Origin of the sequence: Erythrobacter crassostreae, from assembly GCF_019204045.1 — a bacterium.
GTDB lineage: Bacteria > Pseudomonadota > Alphaproteobacteria > Sphingomonadales > Sphingomonadaceae > Erythrobacter > Erythrobacter crassostreae.
In genome coordinates, this window is the sequence record NZ_JAGSPC010000001.1 from 713,451 (window position 1) to 736,425 (window position 22,975).

General features: G+C 56.1%; 18 protein-coding genes and 1 tRNA gene. 5 read left to right on the top strand and 14 right to left on the bottom strand.

Annotated elements, in window-relative coordinates:
- Positions 1 to 55 precede the first annotated feature (55 nt).
- The 5 genes from KCG46_RS03630 to KCG46_RS03650 all read right to left on the bottom strand — a co-directional run bounded on the left by KCG46_RS03630 (position 56) and on the right by KCG46_RS03650 (position 8,923).
- On the bottom strand, positions 56 to 2,944 hold the full coding sequence (locus KCG46_RS03630; protein WP_218403960.1) for a M16 family metallopeptidase: 2,889 nt from the start codon (positions 2,942 to 2,944) through the stop codon (positions 56 to 58).
- Between the two features lie 190 nt (positions 2,945 to 3,134).
- On the bottom strand, positions 3,135 to 6,656 hold the full coding sequence (locus tag KCG46_RS03635; protein ID WP_218403961.1) for a TonB-dependent receptor plug domain-containing protein: 3,522 nt from the start codon (positions 6,654 to 6,656) through the stop codon (positions 3,135 to 3,137).
- 137 nt (positions 6,657 to 6,793) lie between these two features.
- The gene (locus KCG46_RS03640) at positions 6,794 to 7,975 is read right to left on the bottom strand and encodes a FecR family protein (protein ID WP_218403962.1); all 1,182 of its coding nucleotides are present in this window, start codon (positions 7,973 to 7,975) and stop codon (positions 6,794 to 6,796) included.
- Positions 7,972 to 8,442: an RNA polymerase sigma factor gene (locus KCG46_RS03645; protein WP_218403963.1), complete on the bottom strand. Its 471-nt coding sequence runs from the start codon at positions 8,440 to 8,442 to the stop codon at positions 7,972 to 7,974. Before KCG46_RS03645 ends, KCG46_RS03640 begins: the two co-directional genes overlap by 4 nt.
- A 283-nt stretch (positions 8,443 to 8,725) precedes the next feature.
- The gene (locus KCG46_RS03650) at positions 8,726 to 8,923 is read right to left on the bottom strand and encodes a hypothetical protein (RefSeq protein WP_218403964.1); all 198 of its coding nucleotides are present in this window, start codon (positions 8,921 to 8,923) and stop codon (positions 8,726 to 8,728) included.
- A 336-nt stretch (positions 8,924 to 9,259) separates the two neighbouring features.
- Between KCG46_RS03650 and KCG46_RS03655 the strand changes: the two genes are divergently transcribed.
- A complete protein-coding gene (locus KCG46_RS03655) occupies positions 9,260 to 9,685 on the top strand; it encodes a terminase small subunit (RefSeq protein WP_255551747.1) in 426 nt (141 codons plus the stop codon).
- Between the two features lie 14 nt (positions 9,686 to 9,699).
- Here the strand turns inward: KCG46_RS03655 and KCG46_RS12710 are convergent, their stop codons facing one another.
- The 5 genes from KCG46_RS12710 to KCG46_RS12590 all read right to left on the bottom strand — a co-directional run bounded on the left by KCG46_RS12710 (position 9,700) and on the right by KCG46_RS12590 (position 12,948).
- Positions 9,700 to 10,542 carry a helix-turn-helix domain-containing protein gene (locus KCG46_RS12710; protein ID WP_369410157.1) on the bottom strand — a complete coding sequence of 281 codons (843 nt, stop codon included), beginning with the start codon at positions 10,540 to 10,542 and terminating at the stop codon, positions 9,700 to 9,702.
- A 226-nt stretch (positions 10,543 to 10,768) separates the two neighbouring features.
- Positions 10,769 to 10,957, bottom strand: coding sequence for a helix-turn-helix domain-containing protein (locus tag KCG46_RS03665; protein ID WP_218403966.1), 189 nt, complete (start codon positions 10,955 to 10,957; stop codon positions 10,769 to 10,771).
- Positions 10,958 to 11,058: 101 nt separating this feature from the next.
- Entirely contained in the window at positions 11,059 to 11,790 is a 732-nt protein-coding gene (locus tag KCG46_RS03670) for a hypothetical protein (protein ID WP_218403967.1), read from the bottom strand.
- Positions 11,787 to 12,644, bottom strand: a complete 858-nt coding sequence (locus tag KCG46_RS03675) for a tyrosine-type recombinase/integrase (RefSeq protein ID WP_255551748.1) — start codon at positions 12,642 to 12,644, stop codon at positions 11,787 to 11,789. The genes KCG46_RS03670 and KCG46_RS03675 overlap by 4 nt, the downstream gene beginning before the upstream one ends.
- Entirely contained in the window at positions 12,631 to 12,948 is a 318-nt protein-coding gene (locus KCG46_RS12590) for a hypothetical protein (RefSeq protein ID WP_255551749.1), read from the bottom strand. Before KCG46_RS12590 ends, KCG46_RS03675 begins: the two co-directional genes overlap by 14 nt.
- A 92-nt stretch (positions 12,949 to 13,040) precedes the next feature.
- On the opposite strand from KCG46_RS12590, the gene KCG46_RS03680 reads away from it, so the two are divergent.
- The 4 genes from KCG46_RS03680 to KCG46_RS03695 all read left to right on the top strand — a co-directional run bounded on the left by KCG46_RS03680 (position 13,041) and on the right by KCG46_RS03695 (position 14,933).
- Positions 13,041 to 13,123: transfer RNA gene (locus tag KCG46_RS03680), tRNA-Leu, on the top strand.
- A 200-nt stretch (positions 13,124 to 13,323) separates the two neighbouring features.
- Complete coding sequence (locus KCG46_RS03685) at positions 13,324 to 13,821, top strand: helix-turn-helix domain-containing protein (RefSeq protein ID WP_218403968.1); 498 nt, start codon at positions 13,324 to 13,326, stop codon at positions 13,819 to 13,821.
- 9 nt (positions 13,822 to 13,830) lie between these two features.
- Complete coding sequence (locus KCG46_RS03690) at positions 13,831 to 14,145, top strand: hypothetical protein (protein ID WP_218403969.1); 315 nt, start codon at positions 13,831 to 13,833, stop codon at positions 14,143 to 14,145.
- Complete coding sequence (locus KCG46_RS03695; RefSeq protein WP_218403970.1) at positions 14,145 to 14,933, top strand: hypothetical protein; 789 nt, start codon at positions 14,145 to 14,147, stop codon at positions 14,931 to 14,933. The genes KCG46_RS03690 and KCG46_RS03695 overlap by 1 nt, the downstream gene beginning before the upstream one ends.
- Positions 14,934 to 15,002: 69 nt before the next feature.
- Here the strand turns inward: KCG46_RS03695 and KCG46_RS03700 are convergent, their stop codons facing one another.
- From KCG46_RS03700 to KCG46_RS03715, 4 genes are all read right to left on the bottom strand, one after another.
- A complete protein-coding gene (locus KCG46_RS03700; RefSeq protein WP_218403971.1) occupies positions 15,003 to 18,833 on the bottom strand; it encodes a GMC family oxidoreductase N-terminal domain-containing protein in 3,831 nt (1,276 codons plus the stop codon).
- Positions 18,834 to 18,841: 8 nt separating this feature from the next.
- The gene (locus KCG46_RS03705; RefSeq protein ID WP_218403972.1) at positions 18,842 to 20,290 is read right to left on the bottom strand and encodes a metallophosphoesterase; all 1,449 of its coding nucleotides are present in this window, start codon (positions 20,288 to 20,290) and stop codon (positions 18,842 to 18,844) included.
- Positions 20,287 to 21,528, bottom strand: a complete 1,242-nt coding sequence (locus KCG46_RS03710; RefSeq protein ID WP_255551750.1) for a serine hydrolase domain-containing protein — start codon at positions 21,526 to 21,528, stop codon at positions 20,287 to 20,289. Before KCG46_RS03710 ends, KCG46_RS03705 begins: the two co-directional genes overlap by 4 nt.
- A gap of 199 nt (positions 21,529 to 21,727) precedes the next feature.
- Complete coding sequence (locus KCG46_RS03715) at positions 21,728 to 22,936, bottom strand: M20 metallopeptidase family protein (protein ID WP_218403974.1); 1,209 nt, start codon at positions 22,934 to 22,936, stop codon at positions 21,728 to 21,730.
- Positions 22,937 to 22,975: the final 39 nt, after the last annotated feature.

Here is a 22,975-nt window from a genome sequence, read left to right on the forward strand (position 1 = left end):
TGGGCTAACGCCATCGAACCTCTGTGTCGCTGCACGGATTCTGGCAGTGATCATTCTAGCGCTGGTCCAGCTCCGCAATTTCGATGGCGGGCAAGATGAAAGCAGTCACGCTGTCTTCTTGTTTGAAAACCTCTTTAGCCAGAACATTGATCTCTTCGACGGTTGCTTCACGGTAAGTTTTCTCGTGCGCCCGGAAAGTTGCAAGCCCATCGGATCCCGTTTGTGCGTCTCCGAGCACATTTAGCCAGTATCCGTTGTTCTCAAATATGCTGTTTAGGTCTTCGATCAGCGGAGTGAGGGCACGATCAAATGCGTCTGAGTCGATGCCCGTTTCTGCGAGCTCGGTTGCGACGCGCAAGATCCCGCCTTGCACTTTTCCGACGTCTTCCGGTTTTGCGGTTACTCTTGCCAAAGCATAGCCGTATCCATCGAAAATCGAATTCGAGAATGCGCCAGCACCAGGAGAATAGGTCGCACCCATCTCTTCGCGCAGAACGTCAGTCAGGCGGTTGCGGAACACTCCGCGCAGCACCCGCATCCGATACGCATTGGCAGGATCACTTGCATCGGGCGCAGGCCAATAAACATAGACCAAGGCCTGCTCTTCATTGCCGCGATGGTAAAAGCGGTTGGGAGTCTCGCTGCCAGATGGAAAGGCAAGGTCGGCGTTAGCGCCAAAATCGGCCTTTTGGTCAGCGCGCATGGGCAAGGCTCCGAATGTTCGAGCGATCTCACGCACGACAGCTTCCTTGTCGACATCACCGACAACAGTGATCTCAATGAGACCGGTCTTGAATTCAGGCTCGACCCACTCGCGCACTTCGTCGAGTGTCGCCGAGAGAAAACTGTCGATCCCGTCATAGCCGTAACGGGTGTCGCCTGACCTGATCAGTCGTGGGAGATACTTGTTGGCCACCGCACCCGGAGAGGAATCATGGGTCGGGTACCAAGCCTCCATATTGCGAAAATGCCGCTCCGCGATCACTTCACGAAACGCAGGAGCGGCAACCTTTGCAGCCATCAGGTTTAGCTGGTCAGATAGATCATCGGCGCCGGTTGTACCGAGAATTTCGAACGCGTCATTGTCGATCATAGTCCGCGTTAACGCACCCACCCGTTGCCCGGCGAACAGAGTGCGCAAATCATTCGCTGTGTGGCCGACGACGCCGCTCCGGCTAAGGACGTTTAGTCCAAGCCGCCGCAAACCTTCGTCCTTACGGGGCATGGACATAAAGCCTCCGCCGACGCGTACTCGAATGTTGATCGTACCGGTATCGAAATCGGTCTGCTTGAAATTGAGCCGCACATTGTTTCCAAATTTGATCAGGTGCGCATCCGCATCTTCAACAAAAATATCCGATACCACTTCGCCCGCAGGACCGAAATCTGTGTAGGCGAAGCTACCAACATCACGCGCTTCAGGTGCAACTACGGCGACTTGCTGAGACTGTTTCAATGCTTGTGCCAGGACCGTCTCGGCATCTTCCAATGGTTCGCCCGACACAAAGTAGACAGCCGGATTTTCATATCCTCGCCAAGCATCGCGAAAGGCGGCGTTGATCTCCTCGACGGTCAGGCCTTCGGCGATAGCGTTGAAGCGATCGAGGCTCGATTGCGGCGAAGTAAAAACCCGCTCATCAGCGAAAGCGGACACCAGCGCCTGCGCATAATTGTATTCAAACCCGGCATAGGTCTTACGGGTATTGGCACGCTCGACGGCGGTCCCCAACGAACGGCGATAATTTGCAATCTGCTCATCCAGCTCCTCTTGAGAGAACCCGAACTGAACCGCTCGGCGCAATTCCTGTTCGGCTTCGGAAAGCGCTGCTCGCCAGTCATCTGGCGTGGTCCGAACGTTCAACAACATCCCGTCGACTACATCATCGACACTCGAACGAGATGACAAACCTGCAAGATAGGCGGCGGTTCCATTCTGAACAGCGCGAGACATCCGTTGATTGAGGATGCGGGTCCCTAAAGAGATAATGGCATTGTCGCGCCTGGTAGCAGCCGTATCCGGGCGCTTAGTATAAGGACGCAGTGCGGCAATAGACACCGAAGTCATCAAGCCTTCATCGTGATAGGCGTATACAGTTCCAGGGACGATGCTCGCCTGATTGCGCGGTCTTTGCGGCAGAGCCGCCCCGGCTGGCTGCCAGTCGCCAAAATACTCCTCAATGCGGGCAATCGCGTCCTCGGGTTCGAGATCGCCAATGACCGCAATAAAGGTGTTTTCGGGCCGATAGTATCCGCGATAATAAGAAACAAATTCTGCTCGCGGCATAGTTGCGATGGTCTCGTCAGTGCCGATGGGAAGGCGATCAATCAGTCCGCTCCCTCGTGTTAAAAACCCAAGGCGATCGACAAACGCCCGAAACTGAAGCGAGTCCCGCGCAAGTTTCTCTGAAGCGATCACGCCGCGCTCCCGTTCTATCGCGCCCGCGTCAAGGAGCAGGTTTTCGGCGGTTTCTCGCATCAAGAAGAAAGCCTCGTCAAGCACCTCGTCTTCAACCGAAGGAAGGTTGAGCTTGTACGTAGTCTGGTCGAAACCGGTGCTGGCATTCGTATCTGCGCCAAAAGATAGGCCATACCGTTCGAGACGTTTGATCATCTCTCCTTCGGGAACATTCACTGATCCGTTGAAAGCCATGTGCTCAAGAAAATGTGCAAGGCCTAATTGCGCCTCGGTTTCATTGACTGAGCCGGTGTTGATCTGCATTCGAACTGCGGCAACATCGCTAGGCGTTTCGTTCTTCATAACGGCGTAGCGAAGGCCATTGCTAAGGGTGCCGTAGATCACGCGCGAATCGGGTTCGAGATCACTCGCTTCGTGTGCGAAAGCCGGGGCGTCCGGCTCCTGCGCGACCAACAAAGCAGCGGGAGCGCCCACCAGAAATACTGCTGCGGCAGGCGCAATGATATGGCGAAAGAGAGTGTTTGGCATCGCTGGCTCCTTTTGAGTGCGCGCGGATTCGACAACCCGATAAATCGCATTCGGTTCGACCAAGCATGATGCGGTAGCTCGCGTCTTCCTCAGTCAAAGAGCGAAAAATCTTGCGACAAACAGAAAACGCCGCGCCCGCTTGAACGGGATGCGCGGCGCCAACTGGTCTAGTTTGGTCAGGTATCTAAGTTTAGAACCTCGCTCTGATACCGCCTGTAACTGTCCGCCCGCCGTTAAACTGATAACCGTCCGGGAAGAAGAAGGGGCTGCTCCCGCCGCCGAACTCAGAAGAAAACGCGCGCCTCAAATCGATGTCCTGCGATCCGCGCAGCAAATCATCGCCCTGCAGGTAGACCGAGAAATTGGTACCGCCCACATCAAACGAATAAGACAGCCGGACATCAAACGTGTCGTACGATGGGAGCACCGTGTCGATACCATTCACCTGAAACGAAGAGGCCGTTGCGGATTGATGGGTGTAGATTACTCGGCCTTCAAATCCGCCTTCGGCATAGCTGAGCGAAGCGTTGTAAATCCATTCAGGCTGATCTTCGAGGAAGCGATTAAGTTCAAACTGGGCAAGGTCTCCGTTGTCATCGCGCCCAGAAACTAATGTGGGGAAATCCCCCTGAGTCCACGTCAGATTGCCTAGAACCGTAAAGTTCGAAAGACGGCCCGGCAAGAAAGTCAGCTGGCGAATGGCTTCAAGCTCAATCCCGTAGATCTTACCTCCACCTCCGTTTTCAGGACGATTGCGAAGGAATTCGGTCTCATCATTGAATGCCACCAGATCCGGACGGGTGGTCGCAAGATCACCAAAGCTGTCGAGGATCTCGTCGCGGACGGTTGTGTCTGATCCATCTTGGAAGAACACATTCGTGAAATTGTTTTTGACGTTCTTGTAAAAGAAGCCGGCTCGGATCAACCCCGGCGTATCGGTAAAGTAATACGCCACATCGAAATCGAAGTTGTCCGTGATGGTCGGGCTGAGATCAGGGTTTGCTTCACGAATTATCGCGCGATTGACGGTTGGACGCAAGTCGAGCGAGACCTGCCGTGGACGCCTGATGAGGCGCAAATCTGGATTCACGGTAGAGCGGAAATAGGCGAACCGTGCGACCAAATTATCTTGTGGCCGGTAATTGATGATCACGCTGGGCGTGAACACTTCCTGTGCTCCAGCCAGATTTGTGAACTCAACCAGTCCGGCGTTTACGAAGGTTTCGCGCGGCTCAGAGGGCCCCGTTGCTGGCCTGACGCTCGGTACGTTGATCGCTTGCCCAGAGCGGAACACTCTTTCATATCTGCCGCCGCCGACGAACTCGAACTTGCCTACATTGATCAAAGCTTCAAAATAAGCAGCTGTGCGGTCCTCGATGGTCTCGGTTGGCACAAGCCCGCCGGAGTCGAGGATCGGATCCAGGTTGCGCCGGTCGACAAAACGGAACCGCTCCTCGTTCTCGGGTGTGTTCGGATCGTCTGCCAAAAAGTTTGGCAAGCCGTTGAAGATTGCATCAACAGCCGCGCCTGTCAGAAATGGCGATTGGAACGTCTGTGCCCCGATATCGCTCAGCGCCTGATTGTCGACAAGGCCGGTGCCGAAAGCGTCTAGTCCGGTGTCTCGCCCGAAGATTCTCGTATAGCTTTCAACAGATAGCAGCGCGCCGGTCGAAGTTGTCGCAAATACATCGTCATTGGCATCACGCTCTGATCGATCCCATTTAATCCCGGCTTCGACATATTCGAGCCAAGAAAGTGAAGGCAGATAACGCGCGCTTCCCTCCAAGGTGTAGGCCTCAGTCGGGCTGTTAGTCAGCGTGCGGCTCGCAGATGTGACGTTGTAATTTGCGGGATCATTAAGGAAATCCGACCCAGCCTGACTTAGCGATAGGATCGGCAGGCCATTTGGCTGGAAGATGACTCCGCCTCCGACAACACGATCGGTCAGAGCAGCATCGTCATCAGGATTGATTTGGATCGTCGTCGGATCAATCAAGTCCACGAGGTTATTTCCTCTATTCCCCAGTGCGCTCAGATTTGCGTTGTTGGATTGCGATTTCGCGAACTGATACCCGGCCTTGTAATTGAAAACCCAGCGATCAAGATTTGTCGAACCGCGCAGGCTAACTGTATCCTGACGCGCTTCGAGATCTGTCACGTTGAATGACAGGTTTGGGCGAAGAGCGCTTAGAGTGGTTCGGCGGCGCACCTCTCCGCCAAGTTCCGGGATCGGCAAGTCAATGCCGGCCGTCAGAAAGCTAGCCGTAGAGCGTGCTGTTTCGGCGTAGGAATTCCGCTGGATACGCTGCAGATCGAGCCGCAGATTCGTCGTGTTGCTGACGTCCCATGCAACATTCAATGACGCGGTCAGGTTTTCCTCTTCACGATCACGGCGAAGATAGCTGACCCCGCTTTCGAGGCGGCTGTTAAATTCCTCATCGAACGGAAATTGCTGCGAAGCCGGGACGCGGAACAAGGATGTAAAACCCGCGGGCAATACTTGTGGAATGACACCAGCGACGTCTGCGTCAAAGTTCCGGCGATCAGTCTTCCTATACTGAACATTGGCAACCACGCCGAAGCTGTCGGTCAGCCGTGCCGAGAACAGCCCATTGATCTGATATTCTTCGCCAAAATCTGGATCAAGGCTGGTTTCGCCTTCAACCCCGATCTGTGCTGTGATGCCATCATAGTCGAGGCCCGACTTGGTCTCGATCTCAACAAGACCGCCAGACCCAGTGGACTCCATGCTCGGCAAAAGCGACTTCTGGATTGTGATTTCAGAGATGTTGTCAGCCAGAAATCCGGACAAGTCGATTGTGCGTTCGAAGCCGGTTCCTTGCAATTCAAGGCCGTTCAGCTGGACGTTGATTGCCTCCGAAGAGAACCCGCGAACGGTGATCCGGTTGCCCTCGCCAGTTGCATCATCTCGGCCAAAGGCCACACCTGACACCCGCCGCAGCGCCTCGGGCACGTTCTCGGCCGGAAAACTGCCCAGCAGGTCAGATGAAATGACTGTGGAGTTGTTCGCTGCGCGCAGCTGCTGGTTGAGCGATTTTTGAAGACTGCTAGCATAGCCGAACACGGTGATGTTGTTCGAAGTCTCGCCGATCGACACATTCAAACGGGCACGCTGGTATCCGTTGGCAGGGATCGGGAATACCTCTGCCGGTTGGCCAAGATAGGTCACCCGCAACTCGGTCGCCGTTATCGGCACCGCAGGAATATAGAAAAAGCCCCGGTCATCGGTCGTGGCACGCAAATCTGTTCCCAGAATCTCAACTTCCGCGCCCGGTAGCACCGTGCCGCTTATCGCGTTGCGAACCACTCCAGCTACCTGCGAAGCATTTCCTTCGTTTTGCGAGCTGGCGTCGTTTGGGTCCTTGAGAGAATAGACATTCGCCGAAACTTCGGTCGCGACCAGACCTGTCGAGCGAAGGAGCCGCTGAAGAGCATCTGACACGGTGAAGGTGCCGTTGAGCGCCGCCGATTGCTTACCATTGACCAGTTCTGAAGGGTAGAGAAGGTCAGAACTCGTGGTTTCTGCAAACGTGTTCAGCGCCGATTCCAGCGGTTGCGCCGGAATATTATGGGCCTGCACCGCATCGTTTGCCGATTGGTTCGCGGTATCCTGCGCGTTCGCAGCGGTGGAAATTGCTGTCAGGCTGCATCCTGCAACCAATGCTGCCAGTGCAATTCTCGTATGGATCATGAAAAGCCCCCCTAGCTGGCTCTTTTTTAAATAGACAAACCGGTTTTGTCCGACCTTAAAGAGTCAGATGCACCGGGTTGCCTTTTCCTCAGCATGGTTGAGAAATTAATGCAGGGTGAAGCGAGTTTTAGGGAAACTTACTTGTTCGAAACCCGCGAAGGTACGGGCGAATCGTGCGCAGCTGTAACTTCAAGTACCGAACCTCCGGAACGCGGAGTAACTTTAACGGGGAAGCCCGCTTCGAGCGTTGCTGCAAAATGCTTACTCGATTGAATCCGGAACGTGCCGTTGACCAGATAATCACCGATGCTTTCGTCCCTTAGAACGTGCTTCTCGACCGAGTACCGATTAAATTCTCCAAGCACTTCACGTAGTGGCGTTTGCTCGAAAATCAGTCTTCCTTCTCTCCAGCTGGCGACCTGTGACAATTCTGCCTTGGTTATTACGAACGGAGCGTTTGGAGCGATGCTGAGTTGTTGACCAGGCGTCAGTTGTGCGCCTTTCTCCGTGTTTGACCGACCATTTCGATCCACACGCACACGGCCCTCGATCAATGTTACCTTTGCCTCTCGGTCTGTCGTGCGAACCGAGAAGATGGTTCCCAGCGCGACCACCTGGCTTTCGCCCGCTGCCACTACGAAAGGCCGGTCGGCATCTTTCGCAACAGTGAAGACGGCTTCTCCGCGTACCAGTGTAAGGTTGCGACGAGCGGCCGAATATTCGACCTGAACCTCAGAACCGGTGTTCAGTTCGATTACCGATCCATCAGGCAATGAAAACTCCGCGACCTGACCTATTCTCGTTGAATAGCCGGAGCGAAAATCAACTGCCTCAAGAGATTCTTCAGTCACATCCTCATCTTGCAATGCAGCTTGCGGAGGCAACGGATCGTCGGTCTCACCCACGGCTATCTGCCCGGCTGGAGCGGCGGACCCGTTGTCGAATGGCGCGCTCCCGTTCAGCATAACAAATGATGCCGTGACTATTACCGCGACCGAAGCAGCGATTGCCGCAAATCCCGGCATCCTGCGAGAAACACGCTGCATGTCCGGAGCTTCTGCCAGTGTTTCAACACGCATCTCGAGAATTGAAGGCGCGTCGGCATGCTGTCCGACCAATTCCCAAGCAGTAGCAATCCGGTCGTATGCTCGCGCGTTGGCCAGAGAGTTTTGACGCCAATCGAGATAGGCCCAGTGATCAGTATCACTCACATTGTCTGCAGAAAGGCGAGCAAACCACTTTGCTGCTTCCGCATCCGCGCAATCGAGCTGATCTGCATGCGACAAGGAGTCTTCAGGATCCGGCGATCTCACCGTCATTTCCGATCCAATCGAGCGGCTATGTGGTGCGCCGCCGCTGCAATATGCTTTTCAATCGAACTTACCGATACATCGATTCGATCCGCGATTTCCCGGTACTTGAAACCTTCGAAACGATGCAACAGGAATACTGTCCGGGTCCTAGGCGGTAATTCGGCCAACGCTTGCTCCAATAGACGAAGTTCGTCTTTACCTTGCAAGATGCGTTCGGGCGTAATTACCTCATTGCCTGCGTTGAAAAAGGGCAACTCCGACATTGCAGCATCGCGCGTTCCGCGATTGCGATATCGCTCTTTCAATAGGTTTGCCGCGGCTTGAAAAATGTAACCGTCGGGATTCTGGATATCCCGCGCGCCCTTTGATGCCCACACCCTCCCATACAGTTCCTGCACCAAATCATCAACGTCTTCGTACCGATTCACCCGCTTGGAAAAATATGAGCGCAGTGGGGCATCATAGCGTTTCACGAACACTATTCGTTCATCGTCGTCGGGCGTGCTGGATGGGTCGCTAATCACATAAGGGGCCTTGCCGTAATCCCATAAAGGTAACGCGCCAATCGAGCATGGCAACCACTGGCTTTACGGAACATTGATCTAAAGAAGCGAAGAGGATGGTTGCGGACCGAGTCCAATAGGATAAGGAGCGTTAGAACTTTCAGCAGTTGAATTGGACGCCCAGTGCTTCGCTGGGCAATTGCTGCACGCTTCCAGACCTGCCTCCTAGACAACAAGACGCCAATCGCCAGGCTTACCAGGTCACGACCTCTAAGTTGCTGTGGATCGCCAAGTTAAACAATGCGCGATCGCGGATGTGCTTCTTACAATCGGGGTGGAAACGGATCGCCCAGATCTGCTTTTGATTAAAGGGGCGCTTCGGGCCGATCTTCGCTCCAAAGTTCCAATGGACTCGGTTCGCAGCAGCAGGATCAAAGTTTGAGTAAGCCATTGTCATTCTCCTTGGCCGGAATGGCCTCAGAGAATGTCCGCTTTCGGGAACTAAGATCTGGAATGGCTACGTCTTGATCTAGGGCGCTTTGCTGCCGCTGCAGCAAGGCTGAACGAATGACCGCTTTCGCAGCGCGGCAAGAAGTCTAAGTGTTGACGCTGTATGTCATACGGGCCACGTCGGCACGACGTGCCAAGGACGTGCCAAGGACGTGCCAAGGACGTGCCAAGGACGTGCCAAGGACGTGCCAAGGACGTGCCAAGGACGGGCCAAGGACGTGCCAAGGACGTGCCAAGGACGTGCCAAGGACGTGCTAGAAACAGTCTCTGCATTGTGATGGTCGAACCAATTGACCCGCTACCGGAGCGTATTCCTCAAGTCATGCAATCGCTTGGAGATGGCTTTTTCCGCCCTCAAAATTGGTACCATCTTGCTGCACCAGACGAATTGAGCAAAGATGCCGATATGACGCCAAAGCAGGAAGCCTTTGTTCGCGAGTATCTCGTCGACCTGAACGCGACCCAGGCCGCCATTCGTGCTGGCTACAGCAAGCGCACGGCACATGTCATCGGCCATGAGAACCTGACAAAACCTGAAATCGCCGCAGCCATTGAGGTTGCGATGAATGACCGGGCCAAGCGGACCGAGATCACGGCCGACTATGTCCTCGAAGGCATCAGGGACACGATCGAGCGGTGTCGCGGAGAAGATGACGCCTTTAACCCAGCACAGGCGCTCAAGGGTTTCGAGTTGCTCGGCTAAGTTCACTCCGGCACCTATCTGCCTCTGTCCTGTCGATCCGGGCCTTGGCGCTCTAAGGCTCTTGCCAGCCGGTCATGGTATGAAGCTGGTAGGTTTCTGCCATTGATAAATTTGCTCAGTGTGCCTCCCGGGACCTCAAGGTCCTTTGCCAAACGCGACTGGTGGCCCGGTTCGCTTGCGCGAAGGTAATCAACTAGACGTTGCCGTAATTTTGCCAAATCGACCCCGGAGGGAGGATTGGCTTGTTTCCGTCGTTTAGTTTCAGGGGTGTCATCATCTCCTACCTGGTAAACTGTTTGTGGCGCAGAATCTGAGCCAGCTGGAAAATTGGAAACGTGGCTTGTTTCCGTCTCGACCGTGTCAGGAATTGAGCCACTCCTGGCGCGTGTTTCCATGCAAGTGTCAGATTTTGAGCCGAATGAAGTCAGAAGTTGAGCCTGAGAATTTCCATCCTTCCACCTCTCAAAGTCTCGCGTCGGTGCTGATGGGCTGCATCCCGGTGCCGCAACCCAAGTGAGTCGATAGGTAGCCGCCGACAAGTTGTTGCGATTGAACGCGCCCGGCTTAGTCTGAGCGATGAAGCCCTTCTCCATTAGCTCGTTGAGACAGCGTCTAACGGTGTTGCGGGACAGCCCGGTTGCCTTCGCGCCGGTCCTTTCGCTGAAATAGATCCGACCGTTGCTGCTACCGTCATCATGTCGCGCGAGCGCGATCAGCACTTTCACCGCATTTCCAGAAAGAGCCAACCAAGCTTCGGACCCTGTGACTGAATGAAAGAGCCTCGTATGACGAGGCTCTTTCTTGCGCCGGAATGGGTCAGTCACGGCGATCGATCCTCTTGGGATTGGCCGCAACATAGCGGATTGGTGGCGGCAGATGACTATCTTTTGGCCAGCAATTTCCTCGCTCTCGAGACTTTGGATCGAGAGAGCTTCGCTCGCGCAGAATCGGCTTCCTATTGTGCGCCGGAAGGAATCGAACTTGTCCGGCCAGACGGACGGCAGTGTTCTTGGACAGTCCCTTGATGCGGGGTTGCGAAGCCCACGCTTCGCTCGCGCGGACTTCGTTTTCCGGAGATATGGTTCAAGCCTCCGACTGATACGTTGGCAAATTCGCAAGGTATGCCTCTAGATCAGAGACCGCGATGAGCGTTCGGCGCCCTGCCTTTCGAGCCTGAAGGTCGCCCCTCTTAAGAGCGAGGTAAATTGCGGAGCGAGACATGCCAGAAGCGTTTACGGCTTCGGGCACGGTCATCATGAGTCTTTCCGTCATCTTTTCTATCCCGCAAGGTCCGAGCGGGATTGCCCGAGCGTTGCGGGACAATCAGGTGACTTCACAGACTTGCGGAAGCAAATCGAAAACCCGAAAATTCGTCAGAGGCTGAGCAAGTCGTCGATCCGCCTATTCAGCAGTCGATCCCGCGCCTCTGGGCCCTGCGCGACGAGCAGGACAGCTCGCATTTCGCTGACTATGGAGCGGATGCTCTCGGCGGCTATTTTCTTGGACGGATCGGGTAGAGATCCCGATTTTCCCTTGTTGAACAGCTTGGCGTGCCACTCTTTGATCGTAGTGACCGACGGGAGCGCTTTTTTGCCTTTGAGATGCTTCACCGCTGGATCCTCGCCGTTAATCTTCGACAACAAGAGCGCCAGCTGAAGCGCTGCAATGATCGGCACCCATTCTGCCTCCTTTGTAGACAAAGTATAATGCTGTTTAGACGGATCGGCCTGCAACCAATGAAGTGTCCTTCCTTTCTCTACGCTTGCAATCTCGGTGATCACGAATTTGAGGGGCTCAAGTATCTGTGGCTGTTGCTGAAAGAGTGGCATTGCGTGGAGCATTTGAAATATCTCAGACAGATAATCGTTCACGGCTATGCGGATTTTGGCTTTGGACTCCGCGTCTATCTCGTCCGTGCTGTCGCGCGTCGGGTCATCGTAAGCGGCTCGCGAGTTCGCGAGCCTTCCTGCGGGTGCAATTAGTCGTTGGTTGAGTTCTGCGACCCAATCTAAGGGGCCTGCGAGCCCGAAGGCGAAGACGAAAGCGTCTGCTATTTCTTCCAGCCCCTCCTCGGAGGCTAATTCATCGTCGTCGGGCGACGTCACAGCGCCAGCTCCCCGAGCGCCTTGACCGCTGCATCGCTCGCAAGGTGCCCATAGTGGCGCTCAATCATTTCAGCGCTGGTGCCGGAAATCTGAGCGATGGTGAGCAGTGGCAACCCGGCGCTCACGAGGTCGGTGATAGTGCTATGTCGCAAGGTGTAGGCGGTGGCATCAGCTGGCAGTTCGGCAGCGGCAACGGCGGTTGCAATGGGCCGTTTCCAGCTATCCTTGTCCCAAGCCTTGCCGTTGGCGCGCATGAAGAGCGGCGCGCCTGGCAGCTTGTTCTTGGCCTGCTTGGCGAGCAGTTGCGCTGCCTCTTGCGGCAACTGAATGCGGCGCGGCTTGCCGGTCTTGTCTTTGCCGATTGTCAGTTCCGACGTGCGCTTGTCGAAGTCGCCAGCCGTGAGCGCTGCCATGGCGCCCGGACGAAGCGGCAAGAGGCATAGGGCGCGGACAAACGGCGCTGCCTCTGCATCGCTGCTTTCGATCAGTGTTTTGCGCTGTGTGCGGTCCAGATAGAGCGTACGGCGTCCATTGGCGTTGGGGATGGCCTTCAAGGCTTCCTGCCAAGCCGCCTCGCTATTAGGAGCGCCGGGTGACAGTACCTTGCTCAAGGCCGCTCGCAGCACAGCCATGTCGCGATTGACGGTCGACGGTGCCCGCTCGCGCTCAACTGGATTGCCCTTCTTGCGTCGGCTAACCAGTGCCGGCTGCGCCGCCAGCCGCTCGCGCCATCCCTTCACGTGGCGACGACGAAGCTTGTCCAGCTTCACCTTGGCGATTGCATCCTCATAAACGTAGCGCTTGAAGCGCTGCTCAGCCTCTGGGCGGTCCTTGGCATACTCACCGGCAGGCATCGGCAACGGTTTCGATCTTGGCGCGGATTTCGCCGCCAGATTCGACAAGCTCGGCCAGCTTCTCGGCTTCCTTCTTTGCCGCCGTGAACATCTCGTTGCCGGGCAGCATTCCGAAATCCCCGAGCGATTTCACCTGATACTTGCTCGTGTCCTCGTCATAGACGCGAGCGATCCAAGTTCCTTTGCTGCCACGCTTGGAGGCGCGGAAGCCAAGGAAGCATCCGGCGCGCAACCTTTGCCAGTGCGGTTCACGCTGCACTTTCAACCGCTCCCGGTTGCCGACTTTGCTCAGATCCAATGCCATCGCCAATTCCTCCATTCCGTTTTGTATGGAATGCGTATGGGGATGAGCAGATACAAGCGGGGATACAGAATAACGCTAATTCAATAGTTTCGGTGTTTTAGCTTGTCCCGGATTGTGCATAAACTCTGCCCTCAGAAGGCAGAGGTCACTGGTTCGAATCCAGTCGGGTGCACCATTTTGGCGAAAAACCGTTGCTTTGTTTGCTCAGGTGAGCGGGCCATTGCAGTGAAGTGGCGCGGCTCGATAGCCTGCTTTCTGTTGCCTTTCCGGCACCTCAAATCTTGAACGCCAAGGGTCTGTAACCACACCCTTGCAGGTCACAGCCGCGTTATGAGACTGTTGGTGCTGTTCCGAGAACTGCTATGTCAGCCCCACATGGATGAGAATCGCGCCTCTAACTTGCTTTCATCGCTTACCCGGCGTCAGACGCAGGTGCTTGATCTTGCGCTTGAAAGGCTGGAGAACAAGGTGATCGCTGCCCGATTGGGGATAAGCGAGCGGACGGTTGAAACGCACATCGAGAAAGCGGCAAGAAAGTTAGGGACCGCGCGAAAAAACCCCACTGTCAAAGAGTATGAAAGGCTGTTGGAGGCATTCGGAAATGCCGAACGTGGTTTTTCCCGACTAGGAAACAAAAGCGGTGATCGTGCAGAACGCGGTCAAGTCGCAACGGATCAGTCGATACCCGACGTTCCGGTCTCGCGTCTTGACGTTTTGGATGCCCAACTTGGTGGAAAGTGGTGGCGGCTTGCAGGCATCGTATTCATCCTCGTGATGGTGCTCACAGCCGCCCGGACAGGCCTCGACTTTGCCCGCTACCACAGCTCTTATGTATCTCAAACGTCTCAACCTGAATCGCGCTCTGCGCAGTAGGAAAAGACTATGAAAAACCTCGATCAAATGGGCCACGAAATGAGCCACCGTTTCCATGCCGCAATGGACAACCTTGACCGGATGCAAAACGAACTGGATGAGCTTGCAATGCTTGCTCGCACCATCCGCACAGAAAGCTCAATGGGCCAACTGGATGGTCAGCGCACGCTTAATTTCCTGTCAGGTTCGCAATCGCGCTTGAACGAAGCACGTGAAAAGCTCGCCCTTGCCCATGCACGCGCCGAACATGATGCGGTGAAGGCCGATATTCCTTGGGATTGCCCTGCCGCTGAGCACGCGACGCTGAAACTGGTAAACGGCTGATGACACTGCCCAACCTTGAACAAACCGGTGTCGCCGTTTTTTTTGGCGCCCTGTTGGTCTCGGTTGGGCTCGTCGTTTGGGATATGCTTGGAAGCAAGGGCGAACATCCAAACTATACAGCGGGTGGCGCTCCGGAACGGTTCGGCGTCCTCATTTTCCTTTATATGATTGTGGTTCAGGCCATCGGTTATCTGGGTGAGAGCGCTGGCCCTGAATATTCGACTGTAGATGATGTCTCCGTGTTATCGGACTTGATCGGATTGACGGGTTTCCTCGCTTTGGCATTGAATGCGCGGCGGTTCTGGCCATTGTTTTGCGCTGCACTGCAGGGTTGCAGCACGATCTTCCACTACGCCAGAGAGATCATTCCGGACATCATTCCGCTTGCCTATTCGATCCAAAAGAGCACGCCGACTACTCTGGCGCTGCTGATCGTATTGGGTGCCTTGATATACCGGCGCTGGCGGGTGAGCCGGCAGGGGTGGGATGTCGACTGGTCTGTTGCAGGCTATTCCCAACTCTACCGCAAAACGGACAATCGAACGATGCTGTGGGACTATCTGAAGACATTCGGCCGTTCTTGGTTCGGCATCCCGCTAATGATCTGGGGTTTTCTGGTCATTGCCTATTGTGTGTTGGTTTTGTCTGTAGGGGGAGCGTTCCCTGCCGCTTTTGCATTGCTGGGTGTGGCAACTTTGGTCGTTGGCTATCGATACCATGACCATGAGAGCAGGCGCGTCGAAGACAAAACGAAGTTATTCAACGCCAATTACGGGGCGCAGAGGTAACAAGCGGAGTCGCTGCAGGCGACCACTATAATGGCCGCCCACAGCTGGAACCCAACTCACCTCACGGCCTTAGGAAGTTGCTTGTTCCGCCTCTGCGCCAGATTGCCGATCAAGCCGGTCCAGCTCTTCCAATATGCATGGCGTCACATCGCGGTGTGCGTTCCTGCCGATAAACAGATCCATATGCCCGTAATCGGGAATAATTCGCTGGTTATATAGGGATTTGCCATTGTGCTCTGATAGCCAGACGCGTGTGCGCTGGCCGCTTTCCGGATAGAATATCTGGTTGGTCGCGCCGGAGAGAAAACTGATTGGCATCGCGAGACGCCGCGCGGCCTCATCATCGGTATATGCTGACTTGCCATCGCAATCGACCGCCAGACCTTTGCGCATGATATCCTGCAATTGCTTGAACGGTGACAGAGAAACGCGGCTGAACATGCTGCCCAGCGCCAGATGCGTATCGTGGCCCAATTGGCGGTGATCCCAGCTTGGGCCGAAAACGCCAAAGACACGGCGGCATGTCGGGTTCTTGCAAGCCTGACCATCGGGCACGGGGATTTGATAGGCGACTGCATCGATCTCATTGTCGGCTTCGGTGCCATGGCTCACAAAATCCATATGGCCGTCGAGCAACGAAATTTCTCCAAGCATGCCGGCGATGCCGAGATCGGATTTCATGTAATTGAGCCAATCCGTCACCGGATGCAGGGTAAGCTGCGAACTGATGAGCGAGCGGACATGCGTGACCCAGCCTGCCCCGATGCCCATAAGCAAGCTCATGGAACCGACGCAGTGGGCCAGTGCTTGGACGCTGTCAGCGCCGGTGACACTGCGAATCTTCTCAACCGCGGCTGGCCAGTCGTAGCGGGCAATATCGTCGATCGAAAATTCTGGGGGATGCTCGGTATCATTGCCCGAATCCGCGCTGGCGCGGTAATCGAACAGCCACACGTCATACCCTTGTGCCACGAGGCTTTCGGTGAGGTTTTCATTGACCGTTGGCGTCGCAAAGCTGGACGCGCGTACCGAAAATCCGGGTGCGAGGACAAGCGGGCCTCGCGCTCCGCCGCGATAGCGGGTGAGGCCGATATTCACGCCGTCGCCGGTTGCAACAATATGCTTTTCAGATGGAGGGAGGTGCATGGCACGCGGCGATAACAATTCTGCATCTTTGGCCGCAAAATCGTTCAGCGTCGCCAGCATTCCGCCATAGGCGCGGAACACAGTCATCGCGAAGAAACCTGCATATTTTGCGACGAAATAGGTCTCGATCGCTTTGCGAGCTTTCGGGATCAGACTAATAACATGGCCGATCAGTGTGTCCGCGTCGTGCACTGTGATCGTGTTCAATTGCCGCATGAACTCGTCAATGCCGAGCTTAAGTACGCCACGCCCGATCAGATCGCCATTGGCATCCTCGCCATGACGCAGAGTGACAAACAAAGTCGTGAGATCAGTCCACGGATCGGACGTTCCGCTTCCTTGGCCGCGCTGTTCCAGCGTTTTGAAGCCATGGAAATGGATCGGTCCCTCGGGTCCTTCCAAGATCATGTCATAGAGCATTTTCCAGCTCTCTGCCTTGTCAGGGTTGGCAACCAACAGGCGGAATATCCCCTCGCGCACCGGCATGGGATCTGGAGAGATCGCGCTCACCAACACGTCTCCGGTAATCCGCGAGATGTGTTGCGGATCGTCAATCATCCGGTGGAGGTTGTCTGTCGTAACGGTCAGCTTAAAGCTGCACACGCTGTCTTCGGATTGACCCCAGGCTGCCCCGTTGGCGTAATCGTCGCGGATACGCTCGACATGGCCGCAGGGGCGATGATGGCCGCCGGTCGAGCTGATGTGGCCCGCCATAGTTTCGGTGAAGGCGAGGCCGGGGCTCATCGCTTCAGGGTGATCCTTGACCAGCTGGCGGATAGCCGCCTTGCCCTCATCAATCGCGCCGCTTTCGAACTGCTTTGCCGCTTTGGTGACGGCATCAGAAACCGGACCGATGGCATGGCCGCCCACCCATTTGGCGATGGACAGCTTCAGGCTGTCACCATGCGGAACCAATGGCTGCTCGACAGCAATTCTTTCTTCCGCAGGCACTTCTTTTGGCAGAGGTTTTTCCTCGCCAAGCGTATAATCGATGGTCCACCCTTGGCGCTGCGCCAGTTTCTCAACCGCGCGTTCTGCGACGGCTGTGATCGTCAGAAGTGGGTTCACTCCAACGGCAGCCGGGATCGCGGCACCATCACAGACATAGAGCCCTTCGTGGGTGCTCGTGCCGCTATTGCCAGCGAATACGCGGCAGCTGTCATCGACAACGCCTGAACCTGCATCATCACCCATGCCGCAACCGCCAATTGGATGCACCGTGATGAGTTTCTGTCCCATCGGTTCAGACCAAAGCGGATCGGAGAAATATTGCGCTTCTATGGCTTCAGCGGCTTCGCGCATTTTGTCATCGTCGCGGCGGAATGTCCGCTGCTTGCCCGCATCGGCCCATTGAATGGAGATGCGATCATCCTGCAAGGCAAGCCTGCCCCCGGAATCGTCGACACTCATCACCAGATAGGTCAGCGTACGCGCCATCGGACCTTTATAGGCCCACTCGGCGATACTGCCCGGATCGGTCTGCACCGCTTCACCCATGGCTTTGGCATCCAGCAGGCGCGGTTTGACCTGATCAAATCCGAAGCGGGTAAATCCGTCGGCCAATGCCTCGCCGAAGAAGAAGGCGGGGCCCAATCCGGCGGCGAGGATTCCGGGCGCGACGCCTTCTTCAATGACCAGGCCCTTGGCCGGATCTTCATTGTCACGCATGTCGATGATGCCGGTGATGCACGGGCCGGGATAGGCTTCTTGCGCAACATCATTTGCACCGACGCCCATCGCGTAAATCGGTTTGGCGGTGACAACATCACCTTCCTTTTCCGACTTAAAGTAGCTGTCATAAGCAAAGCCGAGCGCGTCGCCATTGCCCGAAAAGCCTGTGCCGAGCCGGTCGGAAACGGGCAGTCCCTTTTCGCGCGAACGCAGCAGGATCTCTGTCGAACCTATCGCACCCGCGCCAAGCACCACATGGTCTGCGGAAATGGTGATAGGAGCTTTGCTTGCGCTTTCGCTATTGTGTTCAACGTGGACGCGCCAAACATCGCTTTCCTCGTCACGCTCCACCCACAGCACTTTGGCCTGTGTGAAGATTTCCGCACCATGATTGGCGGCATCCGGCAGGTAATTCATCAGCGTCGTGTTTTTCGCGCCGACATTGCAGCCCGATGTGCAGTCGCCGCAGTTTGTGCAGGCTGGCTGCGGGACGCCGAATTTGTTGGTTTTGTCTTCGAAATTGACGTTGATCGGGGTCTTGTAGAACCGCTTACCCATAGTTTTGGCCGAATGCTCAAGCGCATCCAGCTTGCCCAGCTTCGGGTATGTATCAGGATATGCGTTTGGCGAGAGCATTTCGCGAGCGCGTTCGTAATACGGATCGATTTCGCCTGGATGATCGCGGAAAGCAGTGGGCCACTGGGTCTGATCAAGCAGGCGCTTGTCCAGCTCCAACGAAACGTTTGCGTTGATTAGTGATGTCCCGCCAAGGCCGCATCCGACCAGCGCGTATTGATCGTCATTCACGTGCACTTCGAACATGGCATCGGGCGCACCGATCCGGCCACCTTTGACGTTAAATTGCATGGCGCCTTGCGCATCGGTAAGCTTGTCGGGATACTCGCCTGGAAGCATTTCCTTGCCGCGCTCCAGAATGCAGACATCCTGTCCAGCCCGTGCGAGCCGTGAGGCCGCGACGCCAGCGCCGTAGCCCGAACCGACCACGAGCACTGTGTAGTGCGACTTTGCCTCGGTGAGGCTGCGTGCGATACGTTTTTGGCCCGTGCTGGCTTGTTTTGTCATTTGCTGGGTCATTCTGCCGCCTCCCGCAGTTCTTCATTGGATCGCTCAAGCAATTCGCGGACGCGCTTGTCAGCCTCCTCGACAATGCGAGCGTGGACGATGGTCGAAAACTCCGCCCATTGGGCAGAAGCACGATCCACCGCTTCGGATGTCTCATCGACCAGGCGGCTGGTCCGGCCGCTCCCCTCGACGCGGACTGGTGCCATCACACCATCCGTCGGATCATTGAAAAGCCGCAAGGAGGCGACTTCAAGCTCATCAGATACAAGCATGGCCGCGCACCCTTGCACCGGCATCAGAGTTGGTTCGTCGAGCACCCATCCGCCTGTGTTGAAAATGCCAACAGGCACATCATAACCATCGACTAGCAGTTCATCCTGAAACGGTTTGTGCGTGTGGCCAAAGATGAATGACAATTCGCGCGGCATATCCGGCAATTCCTGCCGCAGTTCGGTCGCCAGCGGTGTCCCGAGAAACCAGCCCAGATCATCGATTTCGTCTTGGCCCAGAACATGCCCGTACCCGTCGCGTTGGCGCTCTGCAGCGCGGCCAGCGGTCAGATCGACACCGGCCCGGATCAGATTGTCCAGCGTGACACCGTATTTTAGCGGCATTTTCGGGTTGATACCCATTTTCGAATGCAGGCCGCCGGTGATCCGGCGGGCAATGCTCTCGGCAAAATCGTGGCTTGCACCTGCGCTTAGCATGACTTCGTATAGCGAGCCGGCTTCGTTGCCGATTTCGCCTGCGCTGCCCAGATCGGACCAGAGGAAATCAATCCAAGGGCCGTTCTCTTGCTCCAGCTGCCGCATGGTAGCTGGACGTGCATCACCATCGCCAAGGAACGCGCGCATGTTTGAAAGCGCGCGGTACATCCCGTCGAGATAATGGCCGTGATGCATCACGACTGCGCGGCCAGACTTGCTGTCAGAAAGCCCCCAGTTCGGATAAGCAATCTTCACCGAAGCATCGCGCAGATGTGGCCGGTGAGTGAACAGAGATTCCATCAGACGGCAGCGATGCGTCGGCGTTCCGAATATCTTGGTCACGGCATCCAGATCGCCCGGCATTTCCCCGTTTTCGAGCGCGCTCAGAAAGCCATTGTCTTGCGCGATACGCCACAGGTGATGATCATGATTGCCCGCGACATAGATGATCTCGCGGTCAAAGAGATCGCTTCCATCTACTGGGTAAAACGCGTCCAAAAGCTGAAGAAAGCTCTTTGAAACATCACCAAACGGCGACAATCCAAGGTCCAACGCATCGCCCAGCAAGACAAGTTGCGGCTTTTTTTGATCACCCTTTGCGTTGGCAAGCGTTTCGCGAAGCCCGTTGGCGAAAGCGGCAAGCACTTCGGATGGTCCATCTGCGATTGCGCCGTTGCCATGCACGTGGGTCAACAGGCTGTCGCGCGCGCCAAGGTGGCAATCGGATAGAACGACGTGGCGAATGCTCATGAGCGTTGCTCCAGACATTTGTAGAATGCATCGCGGACCGTTTTCTCGCGGGGGTCATCCCACTTTCCGGTTCCGAGTGTGTTGGTGATCCAGGCGTAAGCAACGCCATCTTCCGGGTCGCAAAAGGCGAGTGAGCCGCCCACGGCGAAGCTGCCAAAGGCGCTGCGTGTGCGGGCGAATTCCCACTGGCTGAATGGTTTTTCAAACCCGTGGGAGTAATACATGTCGGCGGTCAGGATTTGGTCCTTCAGCCCTTTGTTTGGGTAAGCATGACCCTTGATAAGGGTGGTCATAACTTCGGGCGTGACACCCAGCTTTTCGCCGCCTTCGGCGAACGCACTGTAGAGTGACGCCAATCCGCGCGCGGATGCCATGCCGCCCGCTGCGCCTTGGCCGACACGCCAGAACTCTTCGCAATCAAGCGCTCCTGGCCCTTTCAGGGCCAACGGATTGTTGAGCGTACGGAAGGCGAGTGAGCCCGGCAGGCACATCTTGAAAATTAGGGCCCAAGGCATCGTGGTATGGCGCAAAAGCATATCTTGCATACTGAACCCGTCGATCTCCGCGATACGGCTGCGATCAAAGTCTTCAGGCAGGCCAAGAAAGACATCTTGGCCAAGCGGGCCGGCGATTTCTTCGGCGAAGAATTGGGGGAGGCGGCGGCCATCCGGGTCGCGGCGGTGGATCAGCTCGCTGGCAATCCAGCCAAGGGTGTATGCGTGGTTGCCGGAGTAGTCGCCTGGTATCCAATTGGGTTTCTGGCGCGCAATAGCCGCGCAAATCGCCGCTTCATCGCCGATATTCTCAAGGGTGAGCTTGTAATCAATCGCCGCAAGACCAGCTTGCTCAGAAAGCGCTTCACCTACGGTAACCGCACCTTTGCCGTGCGCTGCAAATTCTGGCCAGATATCAGCAACCGGTTCGTCATAGGAAAACAGCCCGCGAGACACCGCAACGGCGGCGGCCATTCCCGTCAGTCCCTTGGTCAGCGAATAGACCAGAGCGATGTCGCTGGCTTGCCATGAATGTTCTCGTGACCGGTCTTTCCAGCCACCGTGCAAGTCCACCAGCGTTTCGCCGTGATGCATGATCGTGCAAGCCGCGCCCAGCGCTGCGCCCGACATTATAGACGCCTGAAATGCATTCGCGACGGGTTCAAAGCCGTCAGCGACAAATCCACCTATCCATGCGTTTGATGTAGCGCTCTGCTCTTTTTCACTTTGAAGCAAGCGTTTCATTGGCTGCATTGTGATGCCCCCTGCACGCGCATCGGCAAATGGCCTTGCGCTCCGGCTGCAGGAGGTACGGTAGAATGGTTAATAGCGGGTTAGGGACGTTTCCTTTACTCTCTAACGTCAAATCGGCGCGCCGATTTTACTTGTAAGTTAAATAGAGAGACGCGAACTAAACCGAGGTTTTGATGGTCGGCTAAGTAGATTACTCTCTAAAACCGTTCTCGAAATATTCGAATGCACAACCTGCCAACATGGCTGCGCCGTGAGGCAGCGCGCCTTCATCAACATGCATGCGCGGCGAGTGGATGGCGCAGCACTGGGTCCAGTCTTCGCCATCGGGTGCAACGCCCAGGAAGAACATCGCGCCCGGTACCTTTTCCAGTAGATATGAAAAGTCCTCTGCACCCATGATAGGGTCGGGCAGATCGCGCCAGCCTTCGGCTCCGCCGAGCTGTTTGGCGACCTTTTCGCCCAGCGTCACCGCGCGCGCATCGCACAATGTCACGGGGAAACCGAATTCAAGCTCACAGGTCGCTTCAACCCCGTAGGCTGTCGCCGTTTGTCGCGCGGTTTCTTGGATCAGGCCGTGCACTTTCTCTCGGTGATCGGCGGACAAAGTGCGGATTGTCCCTCCCAAAACGCAATCGTCCGGGATAACGTTATGCGCAGTGCCTGCGTGGATCTGCGTGACGGTGACGACGACGGCATTGGTCGCTTTGAAACGGCGGGTCACCATCGCCTGAATGGCGCTGACAATCGCGGCAGCGGCTGGCACCGGATCGGCGCAGTCATGCGGCATAGAGGCATGACCGCCGCGTCCTTTTACGGTGATCGTAAACTGGTCGGCCGCCGCCATCAACGGTCCGGCGCGGCCCGCCAATACGCCGTATGCAGCGTTGGGCATTATGTGCAGCGCAAATGCTGCATCGGGCATTGGGTCGATCAGGCCATCATCAAGCATAAAGCGCGCGCCGTGATATCCCTCCTCACCCGGCTGGAACATGAAATCGACAGTGCCGGTCAACTCATCTTGCTGCGCGGCGAGAATACGCGCCGCTCCGGTTAGCATGGCGGTATGGGTATCGTGTCCGCAGGCGTGCATCCGGCCCGGAATGGTGGAGGCGAAATCGAGATCGGTCTTTTCGTCCATCGGCAGCGCGTCCATATCGCCGCGTAGCAACACTCGCGGCGCGCCTTCGCCCGCTTTGCCGCCTTTCAGCGTTGCAACAGCGCCCGTTGTCGAGGGGCCGGTTTTCCATTCAAGCGGAAGGTCGGACAGCGCCTCGCGCACTTTCGCCATGGTCAGCGGGGTATGCAGGCCAAGTTCGGGTTCTGCATGAATAGCGCGGCGAAGCGCAACAATATCAGGCGCGAGCGCACGGGCGGATTCGAGGATTGTATCGGTCAGCATGGCAGCAAGGTAGCGCCGCCAAAGCCTATCGCATAGCGG